Source organism: Pseudomonas sp. GW821-FHT11G12 (assembly GCF_058808055.1).
Map to the genome: position 1 here is coordinate 456,966 of NZ_JBXARH010000002.1, position 15,284 is coordinate 472,249.

A 15,284-nucleotide genomic window follows, 5' to 3' on the forward strand; every position below is an offset into this window, starting at 1 on the left:
CCAGTGAACAGATGTTTAATATTCTTAAACGATATAAATATCTCGTTATTTATTCTTTTTCAGATAGGCAAATCCCGAGCTACAGTTGAGGTCTCCAACAACTCATCAGGAGCAGCACCATGAGCCTCAGACTCGGCGATATCGCCCCCGATTTCGAACAGGATTCCAGCGCCGGCAAGATTCGTTTTCACGAGTGGCTGGGCGATAGCTGGGGCGTGCTGTTTTCCCACCCGGCGGACTTCACCCCGGTCTGCACCACCGAGCTGGGCTTCACCGCCAAGCTCAAGGATGAGTTCACCAAACGCGGCGTGAAGGCCATCGCCCTGTCGGTCGATCCGGTGGACTCGCACCACAAGTGGATCGAAGACATCAACGAAACCCAGCACACGATCGTCAACTTCCCGATCCTGGCCGATGCCGATCGCAAGGTGTCCGATCTCTATGACCTGATCCACCCGAACGCCAGCGACACGCTGACCGTGCGTTCGCTGTTCGTGATCGATCCGAACAAGAAGATCCGCCTGACCATCACCTACCCGGCGAGCACCGGGCGCAACTTCCACGAGATCCTGCGGGTGATCGATTCGCTGCAGCTTACCGACAACTACAAGGTGGCCACCCCGGCCAACTGGCAGGACGGTGATGAAGTGGTGATCGTGCCCTCGCTCAAGGATGAAGACGAAATCAAGCAACGCTTTCCGAAGGGCTACCGCGCGGTGAAGCCGTACCTGCGCCTGACGCCACAGCCGAACAAGTGATCTGACCGGGCACATCTCGTTGCAGATCGTTCCCACGCTCCGCGTGGGAATGCCGCCCGTGACGCTCTGCGTCACAGTGGACGCGGAGCGTCCATGGATTCATTCCCACGCAGAGCGTGGGAACGATCATCAGTGCTAGGGGGCGATCAGCAAAAACCACGATGCAGGGTTTCAGGCCGTTTTCACGGCCTGTTTTTTTGCCCGGAAGAACGTGAAACGTATATCTCCATAAAGAATAACCAAATGAATAAATATGATTTATGGATATATGAATCAGCTGGTAAGGTCAGTGTCATTGAAGCGAGATCGCAACCCGCGAATCGCCGGTAACGCTCAAGGAATTGTCTGAATGCTGGTCGTCTCACTCGGTGGCAGTCCCAGTCAACGCTCCCGTTCCGGGGTGTTGCTGGAACGCTCGCAACGCTGGCTGCAACAGCAAGGGGTGGAAGTGGTGAGTTACCAGGTGCGGGACTTCCCGGCCGAAGACCTGCTCCACGCCCGCTTCGACAGCCCGAAGGTGCTCGACCTGCTGCAACAGATTGAAAACGCCGATGGCCTGCTGATTGCCACACCGGTCTACAAGGCGTCGTTCTCCGGCGCACTGAAGACCGTGCTGGATCTGCTGCCCGAACGCGCGCTGAACCACAAGATTGTCTTGCCGATGGCCACGGGCGGCAGCATCGCTCACATGCTGGTGGTCGATTACGCCCTCAAACCAGTGCTGTCGGCGTTGAAGGCCCAGGAAATGCTGCAAGGGATTTTTGCCGAGGACAGCCAGATCGCCTACGGCGAAGGCAGTGCCGCGGCGCAGTTGGCGCCAGCTCTGGAGCAGCGGCTACATGAAGCGCTGGACCAGTTTGTCAGCGCCATGGCCCGCCGGCCGAAGCCACTGGAGCCGGGGCTGTTGAACGAACGTTTGTTGAGTGCTCGCTGGAGCATTTGAGCCACATCGAAACTTGAAGTACTGGCCTTACTCGCCCGCCAACGGGCAAGCAGGTGCAGCCAAAACCCAACAGCAAAAAGGAGAGCGCTATGCGCACTGTATTTTTGCGTCGTGGTCTGGTCGCTCTGTTTGCTGCGGCTGTGTCCTTCGGCGCCATCACTCAAGCTCAGGCCGAGACGCTTCGGATCGGTTATCAGAAATACGGCACGCTGGTGCTGCTCAAAGCCAAAGGCACGCTGGAGAAACGCCTCGCCGCCCAAGGCGTCGACGTGCAATGGACTGAGTTCCCCGGTGGCCCGCAACTGCTGGAAGGCCTGAACGTCGGCTCGATCGACTTCGGCGTCACCGGCGAAACTCCGCCAGTCTTCGCCCAGGCGGCCGGTGCCGATCTGCTCTATGTCGCCTACGAGCCGCCAGCGCCAAACAGCGAAGCGATCCTCGTGCCGAAAGATTCGCCAATCAAATCGGTGGCGGATCTGAAGGGCAAGAAAGTCGCCCTGAACAAAGGCTCCAACGTCCACTACCTGTTGGTGCGTGCGCTGGAAGACGCCGGCCTCAAGTACACCGACATTCAAACCGTATTCCTGCCGCCGGCCGATGCCCGCGCTGCGTTCGAACGTGGCAGCGTCGACGCCTGGGTCATCTGGGATCCGTACCAGGCCGCCGCCGAGAAGCAGCTGCAAGCGCATACCCTGCGTGACGGCAAAGGCATCGTCGACAACCACCAGTTCTATCTGGCGACCAAACCCTACGCACAGAAAAATCCCGAGGTGATCAAGACCCTGGTGGAAGAAGTGCGCGCCGTCGGCGAATGGTCCAAGGCCAATCCTGAAGACGTGACCCAACAGGTGTCGCCGCTGCTCGGCCTGCCGGCAGACATCACCCTGACCTCGGTGAAGCGCCAGGGCTACGGCGCGCTGTTCCTGACCCCGGAAGTGGTCGCCGCGCAACAGAAAATCGCCGACACCTTCTACCAGCTCAAGCTGATTCCCAAGCCGTTGAGCATCAAGGATGTGATCTGGACACCACCGGCCGCTGTGGCCCAAAGCTCGGCGACCCAAGCCCAGTAAATCGAATTCCCAAGGAGACCACTCCATGAGCCTCAACATCTTCTGGTTCCTGCCTACCCACGGTGACGGCCATTACCTTGGCACCGCCGAAGGCGCCCGCGCCGTCGACCACGGCTATCTGCAACAGGTCGCGCAAGCGGCGGATCGACTGGGTTTCGGCGGCGTGCTGATTCCTACCGGCCGCTCCTGCGAGGATTCATGGCTGGTGGCGGCGTCGTTGATTCCAGTGACCCAGCGCCTGAAGTTTCTGGTCGCCCTGCGCCCCGGGATCATTTCCCCGACGGTGGCAGCGCGCCAGGCCGCGACCCTGGATCGCCTGTCCGGTGGTCGTGCGCTGTTCAACCTGGTGACCGGTGGCGATCCGGAAGAGTTGGCCGGCGACGGTCTGTTCCTCGATCACGAAGCGCGCTATCAGGCCTCGGTGGAGTTCACCCGGATCTGGCGTCGTGTACTGGAAGGCGAAACCGTGGATTACGACGGCGAGCACATCAGCGTGAAGGGCGCCAAGTTGCTCTATCCGCCGATCCAGCAACCGCGTCCGCCGTTGTACTTCGGTGGCTCTTCGGAAGCGGCGCAGGATCTGGCCGCCGAGCAAGTGGAAATGGTTTTGACCTGGGGCGAGCCGCCAGCAGCCGTTGCCGAGAAGATCGAACAGGTTCGCGCCAAGGCCGCCAAACTCGGGCGCACCGTGCGCTTCGGCATCCGTCTGCATGTGATCGTGCGGGAAACCAACGCCGAAGCCTGGCAGGCAGCGGATCGCCTGATTTCGCATCTGGACGACGACACCATCAAGCGTGCCCAGGCTTCGCTGGCGCGGTTCGATTCGGTCGGCCAGCAACGCATGGCCGCGCTGCACGGTGGCAGCCGTGACAACCTCGAAGTCAGCCCGAACCTGTGGGCCGGCGTCGGTCTGGTGCGCGGCGGTGCCGGTACGGCGCTGGTCGGCGACGGTCCGACCGTGGCGGCGCGCGTGAAGGAATACGCGGCGCTTGGCATCGATACCTTCATCTTCTCCGGTTACCCGCACCTCGAAGAGTCGTATCGGGTCGCCGAGCTGCTGTTCCCGCACCTCGACGTCGAACGTCCTGAACTGCCGAAAAGCGCCGGTTACGTCAGCCCGTTCGGCGAAATGGTGGCCAACGACATCCTTCCCAAAGCCGCGTCCCAGAGCTGAGGCGCCGCCATGAAGAAATTTATCCACAGCCTCGCGCCCTGGGCGTTGCCGGTGTTGTTGCTGGCGGTGTGGCAGTTGTCGGTGTCGGCCGGTTGGTTGTCGACGCGGATTCTGCCGGCGCCGGTGGCGGTGATCGAGGCCGGCGTGAGCCTGGTGCGTAGCGGCGAAATCTGGACGCATCTGGCAATCAGTGGCTGGCGTGCGGCGCTGGGCTTCACCATCGGTGGCAGCATCGGCCTGGTGCTGGGCTTCATCACCGGCCTGTCGAAGTGGGGCGAACGCCTGCTCGACAGCTCAGTGCAGATGATCCGCAACGTGCCGCATCTGGCGCTGATTCCGTTGGTGATCCTGTGGTTCGGCATCGATGAGTCGGCGAAGATTTTCCTGGTGGCGTTGGGCACGTTGTTCCCGATCTACCTCAACACCTATCACGGCATCCGCAACGTCGATCCGGCGCTGGTGGAAATGGCCCGCAGTTATGGCTTGTCCGGTTTCAGCCTGTTCTGGCAGGTGATTCTGCCGGGGGCGTTGCCTTCGATTCTGGTCGGCGTGCGTTTTGCGCTGGGCTTCATGTGGCTGACGCTGATCGTGGCGGAAACCATCTCCGCCAGCTCCGGCATCGGTTACCTGGCGATGAATGCCCGTGAGTTTTTGCAGACCGATGTGGTGGTGCTGGCGATTCTGCTCTACGCGGTGCTCGGCAAACTGGCCGACCTCGCGGCCCGTGGACTTGAGCGTGTGTGGCTGCGCTGGCATCCGGCGTATCAAGTGGCGAAAGGAGGTGCGGCATGACCGCTCAACAACCTCCACGCCTGCTGCGCGGCATTCCGCTGGCGGTGCGCAATCTGCAAAAGACCTTCGGTTCGCGGCAGGTGCTGCGGGGCATCGACCTGCACATTCCGGCGGGACAGTTCGTCGCCGTGGTCGGACGCAGCGGATGCGGCAAAAGCACGTTGCTGCGTTTGCTCGCTGGCCTCGATCAACCCACCGGCGGCGACCTGCTGGCCGGCGCTGCACCGCTGAGCGACGCGCAGGAAGACACCCGATTGATGTTCCAGGAAGCACGGTTGCTGCCATGGAAAAAGATCATCGACAACGTCGGTCTCGGCCTTAAAGGCAACTGGCGTCCGCAAGCCCTGGAAGCGCTGGATGCGGTCGGTCTCGCCGATCGCGCCAATGAATGGCCGGCGGCCTTGTCCGGCGGGCAGAAGCAGCGTGTGGCACTGGCGCGCGCCTTGATCCATCAACCGCGCCTGTTGCTGCTCGACGAACCGCTGGGTGCACTGGACGCGCTGACCCGGATCGAGATGCAGCAACTGATCGAACGTCTCTGGCAACAGCATGGTTTCACCGTGTTGCTGGTGACCCACGATGTCAGCGAAGCGGTGGCGATTGCCGATCGGGTGATTCTGATCGAGGACGGCGAAGTCGGTCTCGATCTGCAGGTGGAGCTGCCGCGCCCTCGGGTGCGTGGCTCCCATCGACTGGCAGCGCTGGAAACCGAAGTACTCAACCGTGTGTTGTCCCTGCCCGGCGAGCCGCCGGCGCCGGAGCCCGTTTCACCCTTGCCTACGCAACTGCGTTGGGCTCAATAACTCAAGCAAACGACAGGAATCAATGCCATGACTATCAAAGCCATCAACGTACGCAACCAGTTCAAAGGCGCGATCAAGGAGATCGTTCTCGGCGACGTACTGTCGGAAATCGACGTGCAGACCGCCTCCGGCATCGTCACGTCGGTGATCACCACCCGTTCGGTCAAGGAGCTGGAACTGGAGGTCGGCAGCGAAGTGATCGCCTTCGTGAAATCCACCGAGGTGTCCATCGCCAAGTTGTAAGCCTGTGAGTAAAAAACAACCCCGAAGGGTGTGAGCCCATCGGGGTTTTTTGTGTCTGTCGTGCGGCGCTAGAGAACCCGCTTGGGCAGGTACGGCGGCAGATACAGCCCGATATAGGCATCGAACACGCGCATCCCTTCCTCGGCCATGCGTGGCGTGATTTGCCCGTGCTGCTGCACCGAGCGGGCGTAGACGCGGTCGCCCAGTTCCATCGCCAGTGCGAACACGTCGACGTCATCCGGCAGCTTCGGCAGTTCGAAGTGATGATCGAACAGCTTGTGCATCAGGTCGCCCAGTTCCAGATCGTGCTGGCGGTCGGCCTGGGTGACTTCGGTGAGGCCGTGTTGCGCGAGGATCAGTTGCCGGGCGGCGGCGTCTTCGTCGTAGATCTCCAGCATCCGTTGCTCGACCAGTCGTGACAGGTCGCGCCAGTCGCGCAGGGCGTCGTGGTCGATCGGCGCTTGCAGGCAGGCGCGGAAGGCCGCGTGGACATCCGCCGTCAGGCCTTCCAGCAAGGCCGGGACGCTGGCGAAGAAATGGTAGACCGAGGAGGGTGGGATCTGCGCGCGCTCGGCGACGCTGTAGACCGACAGGCTCGCCACGCCCTCGGCGGCCAGCAGCGTGCGCGCGGCGTCGAGTATCGAATCGATCCGCGCCTGGCTGCGGGCACGGGGTTTGCGGACGGGGGCGGGACGCGTCATGAAAGTCTCCTGCGGGGCATCGGGCATTGTACGCAGAGCTTGGCCATGTGCCACAGGGGCCAATAAAAAACGCCGCGGGCTGAGAAGCCAACGGCGTTTTCTTTTGCTGCAATCCGCTTAAACGGTATGCAGGTACCAGTTGTACTCAAGGTCGGAGATGGAGTGTTCGAACTCCTCCAGCTCGCTTTCCTTACAGGCGACGAAGATATCGATGTATTTAGGATCGATGTACTTGGCCATCACCTCGCTGTCGTCCAGCTCGCGCAGGGCATCGCGCAAGTTGTTCGGCAGGCTCTGCTCGTTCTGCTCGTAGCTGTTGCCTTCGACCGGAGCGCCCGGTTCGATCTTGTTGACCAGACCGTGGTGCACGCCCGCCAGGACCGAAGCCATCAGCAGGTACGGGTTGGCGTCGGCGCCGGCAACGCGGTGTTCCAGACGGACCGCGTCGGCGGAGCCGGTCGGTACGCGCAGGGCCACGGTGCGGTTGTCCAGGCCCCAGCTCGGCGAGTTCGGCACGTAGAACTGTGCGCCGAAACGACGGTAGGAGTTGACGTTCGGGCAGAGGAAAGCCATCTGCGCGGGCAGGGTCTCGAGCACACCGCCGATCGCGTGACGCAGTGCGGCGTTCTGCTCGGGATCCTCGCTGGCAAAAATGTTTTTGCCTTGTTTATCCAGAATCGAAATGTGGACGTGCAGACCGTTGCCGGCCTGACCCGGGTACGGCTTGGCCATGAAGGTGGTGTCCATTTCATGGTCGTAGGCGATGTTCTTGATCAGACGCTTGAGCAGCACCGCGTAGTCGCACGCCTTGATCGGGTCGGCGACGTGGTGCAGGTTCACTTCGAACTGCGCCGGGGCACTTTCCTTGACGATGGCGTCGGCCGGGATGCCTTGCTCTTTTGCACCTTCCAGAATGTCCTGGAGGCAGTCGACGTATTCGTCGAGGTCGTCGATCAGGTAAACCTGGGTCGAATGCGGGCGTTTGCCGGAGATCGGCGAGCGTGGCGGCTGAGGGCGGCCGTTCACGTTTTCCTGGTCGATCAGGTAGAACTCGAGTTCGAATGCGGCGCAGATGGTCAAGCCCAGCTCGTCAAACTTTGCAACAACTTGACGGAGCACTTCGCGCGGATCGGCGAAGAAAGGGTCACCTTCGAGTTCGTGCATGGTCATCAACAGTTGCGCGGTAGGGCGCTTCTGCCATGGCTCGTTGCACAGGGTGTCGGGGATTGGATAGCAGATACGGTCGGCGTCGCCGATGTCCAGGCCCAGACCGGTGCTTTCCACCGTCGAACCATTGATATCCAGAGCAAATAGAGAGGCCGGCAGGTTGATGCCTTTCTCGTAAACCTTGTGGAGGCTGGTGCGTTCGATGCGCTTGCCGCGCACCACACCATTCATATCCGCAATCAGAAGGTCAACGTACAGAACCTCAGGATGTTCCTTAAGGAACGCGTTCGCTTCGTTAAGCTGAACGGCACGCGGGGGTACCGACATGATGCAACACCTTTGTTGTTAAAAATATCAATCATTGATCTTTTCTGGTTTCAGTCAACCCGAACGGCCTGCCGAAGTCAAGCGAGGCCTTTTTTGCCCTGAAAAAGCGCCATGAGGGCATTTATGGGGCACTTTGGGGCATTTTTTTATCCATGGAGGACGCGCCACCCGCAGGCTTGAGCAGGCCGTGTTGTATTTTTTACGGGGGTGTTGTGTAAAAAAATGAACAAGGCTAAGCTCGGGTCAAACCCATAACAGCAATAATACCGGGGTGCTTCATGTCTCGCCTGCCGTTAATCGGCGTCACCGACTGCTCCTTGCAGTCCGGTCTGCATGCTTATCACATCAGTGGCGACACGTCCGTCCGCAGCGCAGCCAGCAAGGCTCGCAGCCTGCCAGCGGTGTCTCTGTCCACGGCAGATCAGGCGACAGCGTCCGATATTCTGGACGCATGCGGGGGCATCCTCTTTAGCGGTTCTCCTTTCAATATAGATCTCTTTCCTTCTTCCGGCCTGCACCGCGCCCGTCGCCGTGCCCGTGATTCTGCACGCCCGGAATGTGCACAGGAAATGCAACGCCAGCGTAAAGGGCAGGTAAGCTCCTCCTTCATTGTCTATGCGCGGTGCCAGGCGTAAGCCGGTACTGCGCGCAAGCAAGCCCCCTTAACGCGACGCCCCGTGCGTCAAACTTGCCTGACACGCGTCAGGAGACTCAGCCCAGAGGCATTTATGAGTAACAACCTCGACCAGCTCACCGATTGGTTGAAAGACCACAAGATCACAGAAGTCGAATGCATGATCGGCGACTTGACCGGTATCACCCGGGGCAAGATCTCGCCGACCAACAAGTTCATCGCCGAAAAAGGCATGCGCCTGCCAGAGAGCGTTCTGTTGCAGACCGTGACCGGCGACTACGTCGAAGACGACATCTATTACGAACTGCTCGACCCGGCCGACATCGACATGATCTGCCGCCCCGACCAGAACGCCGTGTACCTGGTGCCATGGGCCATCGAGCCGACCGCCCAGGTGATCCACGACACCTACGACAAGCAAGGCAACCCGATCGAGCTGTCGCCGCGCAACGTCCTCAAGAAAGTCCTGAAACTCTATGCCGACAAGGGCTGGCAGCCGATCGTGGCGCCAGAAATGGAGTTCTACCTGACCAAGCGCAGCGACGACCCCGACTATCCGTTGCAGCCGCCAGTCGGCCGTTCCGGGCGTCCGGAAATCGGTCGTCAGTCGTTCTCCATCGAAGCGGCGAACGAATTCGATCCGCTGTTCGAAGACGTCTACGACTGGTGCGAATTGCAGGAGCTGGACCTCGACACGCTGATCCACGAGGACGGCACCGCGCAGATGGAAATCAACTTCCGTCACGGCGATGCCTTGTCCCTCGCCGACCAGATCCTGGTGTTCAAACGCACCATGCGTGAGGCCGCCCTCAAGCACAACGTGGCCGCCACCTTCATGGCCAAGCCGATGACCGGTGAGCCGGGCAGTGCGATGCACTTGCACCAGAGCATCATCGACATCGAGACCGGCAAGAACGTGTTCTCCAATGAAGACGGGACCATGAGCCAGTTGTTCCTGCACCACATCGGTGGCCTGCAGAAACTGATCCCGGAATTGCTGCCGCTGTTCGCACCGAACGTCAACTCGTTCCGCCGCTTCCTGCCGGACACCTCCGCGCCAGTAAACGTGGAGTGGGGCGAAGAAAACCGCACCGTGGGCCTGCGCGTACCGGATGCCGGCCCGCAGAACCGTCGGGTGGAAAACCGCCTGCCGGGCGCCGACGCCAACCCGTACCTGGCGATTGCCGCGAGCCTGCTCTGCGGCTACATCGGCATGGTCGAGGGCCTCAACCCGAGCGCGCCGGTCGTGGGTCGTGGCTACGAGCGCCGCAACCTGCGCCTGCCGCTGACCATCGAAGATGCGCTGGAGCGTATGGAAAACAGCGCAACCATCGAGAAATACCTGGGCAAGACCTTCATCACCGGCTACGTCGCGGTCAAGCGGGCCGAGCATGAAAACTTCAAGCGCGTGATCAGTTCCTGGGAGCGTGAGTACCTGCTCTTCGCCGTCTGATACGCCGGGCGCGGTGGCCAGCCGCCGCGCCTTCACCGATAACAAGGAGAATTGGCATGACCAGCAACAACCCGCAAACCCGTGAGTGGCAAGCCCTCAGCAGCGATCACCACCTGGCCCCGTTCAGCGACTTCAAACAGCTGAAAGAAAAGGGTCCACGGATCATCACCAACGCCAAGGGCGTGTACCTGTGGGACAGCGAGGGCAACAAGATCCTCGATGGCATGGCGGGTCTGTGGTGTGTGGCGATCGGTTATGGGCGCGATGAACTGGCCGATGCGGCCGCCAAGCAAATGCGCGAGCTGCCTTACTACAACCTGTTCTTCCAGACCGCGCACCCGCCGGCGCTGGAACTGGCCAAGGCCATCGCCGATGTGGCGCCGGAAGGCATGAACCATGTGTTCTTCACCGGTTCCGGCTCCGAAGGCAACGACACCATGCTGCGCATGGTTCGCCACTACTGGGCGATCAAGGGCCAGCCGAACAAGAAAGTCATCATCAGCCGCAAGAACGGCTACCACGGTTCCACTGTGGCCGGCGCCAGCCTGGGCGGCATGACGTATATGCACGAGCAGGGCGACTTGCCGATTCCGGGCATCGTCCACATCGCCCAGCCGTACTGGTTCGCCGAAGGCGGCGACATGACCCCGGAAGAATTCGGGATCTGGGCAGCCAATCAGCTGGAAGAGAAGATTCTGGAAGTCGGCGTCGACAACGTCGGTGCCTTCATTGCCGAGCCGATCCAGGGTGCCGGCGGCGTGATCATTCCGCCTGACACCTACTGGCCGCGCATCAAGGAAATCCTCGCCAAGTACGACATCCTGTTCGTGGCGGACGAAGTGATCTGCGGTTTCGGTCGTACCGGCCAATGGTTCGGCAGCGATTTCTACGACCTCAAGCCCCACATGATGACCATCGCCAAAGGCCTGACGTCCGGCTACATCCCGATGGGTGGCCTGATCGTGCGCGACGAAGTGGTGGCGGTGCTCAACGAGGGCGGCGATTTCAACCACGGCTTCACCTACTCCGGTCACCCGGTGGCGGCGGCGGTGGGTCTGGAAAACATCCGGATTCTGCGCGAAGAGAAAATCATCGAACGCGCCCATGAAGAAACGGCACCGTATTTGCAGAAACGTCTGCGCGAGCTGAACGATCACCCGTTGGTGGGGGAAGTGCGCGGAGTCGGTCTGCTGGGGGCCATCGAGCTGGTGCAGGACAAGGCCACTCGCAAGCGTTACGAAGGCAAGGGTGTGGGCATGATCTGCCGCCAGTTCTGCTTCGACAACGGGCTGATCATGCGCGCCGTGGGCGACACCATGATCATCGCGCCGCCGCTGGTGATCAGCAAGGCGGAGATCGATGAGCTGGTGACCAAGGCGCGCAAGTGCCTGGACCTGACCCTCAGTGCATTGCAGGGCTAAGTGCTAGGCTCTGAGCGATGGAGCTGTTGCGCTGTCGCTCGGAGCTGTCAGAAAGGCTGGTCTTTTCTTGAAAGACCGCCTCGTATCTTGCCAGACTAGCCGCGGTTCCAGTTGTCCGGGTTCGGCCGCTGAACAAAGTGGTTCAAAAAAGAAAAATTTGGAGCATGACGCATGAAGGCATTAGGTAAAAAGCTTGCTGGCAAGACTCTTCTGGCCCTGTCCGTCGCGGGCATGATGGCGGGCGCGGTTCACGCGGACGACAAAGTGCTGCACGTCTACAACTGGTCCGACTACATTGCTCCGGACACCATCGCGAACTTCGAGAAAGAGTCGGGGATCAAGGTCGTCTACGACGTGTTCGACTCCAACGAAACCCTGGAAGCCAAGCTGCTGGCGGGCAAGTCCGGCTACGACGTGGTCGTGCCGTCGAACAACTTCCTGGCCAAGCAGATCAAGGCCGGTGTCTACCAGGAGCTGGATCAGTCCAAACTGCCTAACTGGAAGAACCTGAACCAGGACCTGCTCAAGGCCGTGTCGGTCAGCGACCCGGGCAACAAGCACGCCTTCCCGTACATGTGGGGTTCGATCGGCATCGGCTACAACCCGGAGAAGGTCAAGGCTGCGCTGGGCGTCGACAAGATCGATTCCTGGGACGTACTGCTGAAGCCGGAAAACATCGCCAAGCTCAAGGGCTGCGGCGTGAGCTTCCTCGATTCGCCGACCGAAATGCTCCCGGTCGCGCTGCACTACCTGGGCCTGCCAACCGACTCCCAGAAGAAAGAAGACATCAAGAAAGCCGAGGACCTGTTCCTCAAAATTCGTCCTTCGATCACCTACTTCCACTCGTCCAAGTACATCTCGGACCTGGCCAACGGCAACATCTGCGTAGCGGTCGGCTACTCGGGTGACGTGCAGCAGGCCAAGTCCCGTGCCGCCGAGGCCGGTGACAAGGTGAAAGTCAGCTATGCGATTCCGAAAGAAGGCGCTGGCAGCTTCTTCGACATGGTCGCCATTCCGAAGGATGCCGAAAACGTTGAAGGCGCCTACAAGTTCATGACCTTCCTGCAGAAGCCTGAAGTCATGGCCGGCATCACCAACGCCGTACGTTTCCCGAACGGTAACGCCGCTGCAACGGCACTGGTGGAAAAAGACATCACCAGCGATCCAGGCATCTACCCGCCAGCCGACGTGCAGGCCAAGCTGTATGCCATCGCCGATCTGCCGGCGGCGACCCAGCGTGAAATGACTCGCAGCTGGACCAAGATCAAATCCGGTAAATAAGCCGGTTTGACGCAGCAACCGCTGGCCGTCGCGTTCGCAAGGACGGCCAGCGGTGCAATTAAATGACAGAAAGTTTTGCTGGAACGGTTTTTCGAGGGTAAGTTGCGCGCCGGTTTTGTTGCCGGGCAACCGTGACTGTCATGCAGCGCGGGGCAACTTGGGCCCAACTAAATTAGAGGACCTCCACTTGCCTATTTTTTCTTCTTTGCGCAATGCCCTGCTGGCCGCTGCCGGCCTGACGTTCGCTGTCGGTGCCCAAGCCGCCGGTACTGTGCATATTTATAACTGGTCGGATTACATCGGCGAGACCACCCTGGCCGATTTCCAGAAAGAAACCGGGATCAAGCCGGTCTACGACGTGTTCGACTCCAACGAGACCCTGGAAGGCAAACTGCTTGCCGGGCGTACCGGTTACGACGTGGTCGTGCCGTCGAACCACTTCCTTGGCAAGCAGATCAAGGCGGGCGCGTTCCAGAAGCTCGACAAGGCGCAGCTGCCGAACTATTCCAACCTCGACCCGGTGCTGCTCAAGCGTCTGGAACAGAACGATCCGGGCAACCTGTACGCCGTGCCGTACCTGTGGGGCACCAACGGCATCGGCTACAACGTCGATAAAGTGAAAGCCGTGCTCGGTGTCGACAAGATCGACTCCTGGAGCGTGCTGTTCGAGCCCGAGAACATCAAGAAGCTGCACAGCTGCGGCGTGGCGTTCCTCGATTCGGCCGATGAAATGATGCCGACCGTGCTCAACTACATGGGCCTGAACGCCAACAGCACCGATCCCAAGGATTACGAGAAGGCCACGGCCAAGTTGCTGGCGGTGCGTCCTTACGTGACCTACTTCCACTCCTCGAAATACATCGGCGATCTGGCCAACGGCGACATCTGCGTGGCCATCGGTTTCTCCGGCGACATCTTCCAGGCCAAGCACCGCGCCGAAGAGGCCAAGAAAGGCGTGAACATCGCCTACGCCATCCCGAAAGAGGGCGGCGCGCTCTGGTTCGACATGCTGGCGATCCCGAAGGACTCGTCCAACGTCAAGGAAGCCCACGCCTTCATCAACTATTTGCTGAAACCTGAGGTGATCGCCCAGGTCAGTGATTACGTCGGTTACGCCAACCCCAATCCGGGTTCGGACAAGCTGATGGAGCAGTCCATTCGCACCGACGAAGCGGTTTATCCACCGCAGGCCGTTCTCGACAAGACTTACGTGTCGATCGAGTTGCCGCCGAATATTCAGCGTTTGATGACCCGCAGCTGGACCAAGGTCAAGTCGGGTAAATAGCTTCAACGTACAAACTATCCTGGGTTCGTCTTGCGTGGGCGAACTGCACTCTTTTTTTCTGGGAGTTTCGTAAATGGCAGTTGCCTCCGGCGCCTATAAGAAAGCCCTCGAGGGCGACCAGACACCTAAGCAGGTGCTGGTTAAAATCGACCGGGTCACGAAGAAGTTCGACGAGACGGTTGCCGTGGACGATGTGTCCCTGGAAATCAAGAAGGGCGAGATCTTCGCTCTGCTCGGCGGTTCGGGATCGGGCAAATCCACTCTGCTGCGGATGCTGGCAGGGTTTGAACGGCCCACGGAGGGGCGCATTTTCCTCGACGGCGTCGACATCACCGACATGCCGCCGTACGAGCGACCGATCAACATGATGTTCCAGTCGTACGCTCTGTTCCCGCACATGACCGTGGCGCAGAACATCGCGTTCGGCCTGCAACAGGACAAGATTCCCAAGGCCGAGATCGACGCCCGCGTGGCCGAGATGCTCAAGCTGGTGCAGATGAGCCAGTACGCCAAGCGCAAGCCGCACCAGTTGTCTGGCGGTCAGCGTCAGCGTGTGGCGCTGGCGCGTTCGCTGGCCAAGCGGCCGAAGCTGTTGCTGCTCGACGAACCGATGGGCGCACTGGACAAGAAACTGCGTTCGCAGATGCAGCTGGAACTGGTGGAAATCATCGAGCGCGTGGGTGTGACCTGCGTGATGGTGACCCACGACCAGGAAGAGGCCATGACCATGGCCGAGCGCATCGCGATCATGCACCTGGGCTGGATCGCCCAGATCGGCAGCCCGATCGATATCTACGAAACCCCGACCAGCCGCCTGGTCTGCGAATTCATCGGCAACGTGAACATCTTCGAAGGTGAAGTGATCGACGACGCCGAAGGCCACGCGACCATCACCTGCAAGGACCTCGACCGGCAGATCTACGTCGGCCACGGCATCAGCACCTCGGTGCAGGACAAGTCCGTGACCTACGCGATCCGTCCGGAAAAACTGCTGGTCACCGCCGAAATGCCGACCTGCGAGTACAACTGGTCCAGCGGCAAGGTGCACGACATCGCCTACCTCGGCGGCCACTCGGTGTTCTACGTCGAATTGCCGAGCGGCAAACTGGTGCAGTCGTTCGTGGCCAACGCCGAGCGTCGTGGCGCACGTCCGACCTGGGGCGATCAGGTGTACGTGTACTGGGAAGATGACAGCGGCGTGGTACTTCGCTCATGAACATGCGCAAATTCAA

At 60.4% G+C, this 15,284-nt stretch carries 15 protein-coding genes; 13 read left to right on the top strand and 2 right to left on the bottom strand.

Annotation, left to right across the window (positions count from 1 at the left end):
* The first annotated feature begins 119 nt into the window (after nt 1-119).
* The 7 genes from AC1RR7_RS09830 to AC1RR7_RS09860 all read left to right on the top strand — a co-directional run bounded on the left by AC1RR7_RS09830 (nt 120) and on the right by AC1RR7_RS09860 (nt 5,783).
* Complete coding sequence (locus AC1RR7_RS09830; RefSeq protein ID WP_102619650.1) at nt 120-758, top strand: peroxiredoxin; 639 nt, start codon at nt 120-122, stop codon at nt 756-758.
* A gap of 349 nt (nt 759-1,107) precedes the next feature.
* Nucleotides 1,108-1,701: an NADPH-dependent FMN reductase gene (gene ssuE, locus AC1RR7_RS09835; protein WP_085731495.1), complete on the top strand. Its 594-nt coding sequence runs from the start codon at nt 1,108-1,110 to the stop codon at nt 1,699-1,701.
* An 89-nt stretch (nt 1,702-1,790) separates the two neighbouring features.
* Nucleotides 1,791-2,771: a sulfonate ABC transporter substrate-binding protein gene (locus AC1RR7_RS09840; RefSeq protein ID WP_096817451.1), complete on the top strand. Its 981-nt coding sequence runs from the start codon at nt 1,791-1,793 to the stop codon at nt 2,769-2,771.
* Between the two features lie 25 nt (nt 2,772-2,796).
* On the top strand, nt 2,797-3,945 hold the full coding sequence (ssuD, locus tag AC1RR7_RS09845) for an FMNH2-dependent alkanesulfonate monooxygenase (protein ID WP_102619651.1): 1,149 nt from the start codon (nt 2,797-2,799) through the stop codon (nt 3,943-3,945).
* Nucleotides 3,946-3,954: 9 nt separating this feature from the next.
* Nucleotides 3,955-4,737: an aliphatic sulfonate ABC transporter permease SsuC gene (gene ssuC / locus AC1RR7_RS09850; RefSeq protein ID WP_011336451.1), complete on the top strand. Its 783-nt coding sequence runs from the start codon at nt 3,955-3,957 to the stop codon at nt 4,735-4,737.
* Nucleotides 4,734-5,540, top strand: coding sequence for an aliphatic sulfonates ABC transporter ATP-binding protein (gene ssuB, locus AC1RR7_RS09855; RefSeq protein ID WP_096817453.1), 807 nt, complete (start codon nt 4,734-4,736; stop codon nt 5,538-5,540). The genes ssuC and ssuB overlap by 4 nt, the downstream gene beginning before the upstream one ends.
* 27 nt (nt 5,541-5,567) lie before the next feature.
* On the top strand, nt 5,568-5,783 hold the full coding sequence (locus AC1RR7_RS09860; protein ID WP_007953520.1) for a TOBE domain-containing protein: 216 nt from the start codon (nt 5,568-5,570) through the stop codon (nt 5,781-5,783).
* Nucleotides 5,784-5,851: 68 nt separating this feature from the next.
* On the opposite strand, the gene AC1RR7_RS09865 is transcribed toward AC1RR7_RS09860, so the two are convergent.
* Entirely contained in the window at nt 5,852-6,484 is a 633-nt protein-coding gene (locus AC1RR7_RS09865) for a TetR/AcrR family transcriptional regulator (protein WP_102619652.1), read from the bottom strand.
* Nucleotides 6,485-6,601: 117 nt separating this feature from the next.
* A complete protein-coding gene (locus tag AC1RR7_RS09870; RefSeq protein ID WP_096817455.1) occupies nt 6,602-7,978 on the bottom strand; it encodes a glutamine synthetase family protein in 1,377 nt (458 codons plus the stop codon).
* A gap of 278 nt (nt 7,979-8,256) precedes the next feature.
* On the opposite strand from AC1RR7_RS09870, the gene AC1RR7_RS09875 reads away from it, so the two are divergent.
* From AC1RR7_RS09875 to AC1RR7_RS09900, 6 genes are all read left to right on the top strand, one after another.
* Nucleotides 8,257-8,613, top strand: coding sequence for a gamma-glutamyl-gamma-aminobutyrate hydrolase family protein (locus AC1RR7_RS09875; RefSeq protein ID WP_141401752.1), 357 nt, complete (start codon nt 8,257-8,259; stop codon nt 8,611-8,613).
* Nucleotides 8,614-8,706: 93 nt separating this feature from the next.
* The gene (locus tag AC1RR7_RS09880) at nt 8,707-10,065 is read left to right on the top strand and encodes a glutamine synthetase family protein (RefSeq protein WP_096817456.1); all 1,359 of its coding nucleotides are present in this window, start codon (nt 8,707-8,709) and stop codon (nt 10,063-10,065) included.
* Between the two features lie 56 nt (nt 10,066-10,121).
* Nucleotides 10,122-11,486, top strand: coding sequence for an aspartate aminotransferase family protein (locus tag AC1RR7_RS09885; RefSeq protein ID WP_011336447.1), 1,365 nt, complete (start codon nt 10,122-10,124; stop codon nt 11,484-11,486).
* 171 nt (nt 11,487-11,657) lie between these two features.
* On the top strand, nt 11,658-12,767 hold the full coding sequence (locus AC1RR7_RS09890) for a polyamine ABC transporter substrate-binding protein (protein WP_096817458.1): 1,110 nt from the start codon (nt 11,658-11,660) through the stop codon (nt 12,765-12,767).
* 187 nt (nt 12,768-12,954) lie between these two features.
* Nucleotides 12,955-14,052, top strand: coding sequence for a polyamine ABC transporter substrate-binding protein (locus AC1RR7_RS09895; RefSeq protein ID WP_096817460.1), 1,098 nt, complete (start codon nt 12,955-12,957; stop codon nt 14,050-14,052).
* Nucleotides 14,053-14,125: 73 nt separating this feature from the next.
* Nucleotides 14,126-15,268 (top strand): ABC transporter ATP-binding protein, encoded by a 1,143-nt coding sequence (locus AC1RR7_RS09900; protein ID WP_096817462.1) that lies wholly within the window; start codon nt 14,126-14,128, stop codon nt 15,266-15,268.
* Nucleotides 15,269-15,284 lie beyond the last annotated feature (16 nt).

What these genes read in the sequence shown, in the direction of transcription:
- AC1RR7_RS09830 (WP_102619650.1), top strand. Translation starts at nt 120, where the DNA reads ATGAGCCTCAGACTCGGCGATATCGCCCCCGATTTCGAACAGGATTCC.
- ssuE (WP_085731495.1), top strand. Translation starts at nt 1,108, where the DNA reads ATGCTGGTCGTCTCACTCGGTGGCAGTCCCAGTCAACGCTCCCGTTCC.
- AC1RR7_RS09840 (WP_096817451.1), top strand. Translation starts at nt 1,791, where the DNA reads ATGCGCACTGTATTTTTGCGTCGTGGTCTGGTCGCTCTGTTTGCTGCG.
- ssuD (WP_102619651.1), top strand. Translation starts at nt 2,797, where the DNA reads ATGAGCCTCAACATCTTCTGGTTCCTGCCTACCCACGGTGACGGCCAT.
- ssuC (WP_011336451.1), top strand. Translation starts at nt 3,955, where the DNA reads ATGAAGAAATTTATCCACAGCCTCGCGCCCTGGGCGTTGCCGGTGTTG.
- ssuB (WP_096817453.1), top strand. Translation starts at nt 4,734, where the DNA reads ATGACCGCTCAACAACCTCCACGCCTGCTGCGCGGCATTCCGCTGGCG.
- AC1RR7_RS09860 (WP_007953520.1), top strand. Translation starts at nt 5,568, where the DNA reads ATGACTATCAAAGCCATCAACGTACGCAACCAGTTCAAAGGCGCGATC.
- AC1RR7_RS09865 (WP_102619652.1), bottom strand. Translation starts at nt 6,484, where the DNA reads ATGACGCGTCCCGCCCCCGTCCGCAAACCCCGTGCCCGCAGCCAGGCG.
- AC1RR7_RS09870 (WP_096817455.1), bottom strand. Translation starts at nt 7,978, where the DNA reads ATGTCGGTACCCCCGCGTGCCGTTCAGCTTAACGAAGCGAACGCGTTC.
- AC1RR7_RS09875 (WP_141401752.1), top strand. Translation starts at nt 8,257, where the DNA reads ATGTCTCGCCTGCCGTTAATCGGCGTCACCGACTGCTCCTTGCAGTCC.
- AC1RR7_RS09880 (WP_096817456.1), top strand. Translation starts at nt 8,707, where the DNA reads ATGAGTAACAACCTCGACCAGCTCACCGATTGGTTGAAAGACCACAAG.
- AC1RR7_RS09885 (WP_011336447.1), top strand. Translation starts at nt 10,122, where the DNA reads ATGACCAGCAACAACCCGCAAACCCGTGAGTGGCAAGCCCTCAGCAGC.
- AC1RR7_RS09890 (WP_096817458.1), top strand. Translation starts at nt 11,658, where the DNA reads ATGAAGGCATTAGGTAAAAAGCTTGCTGGCAAGACTCTTCTGGCCCTG.
- AC1RR7_RS09900 (WP_096817462.1), top strand. Translation starts at nt 14,126, where the DNA reads ATGGCAGTTGCCTCCGGCGCCTATAAGAAAGCCCTCGAGGGCGACCAG.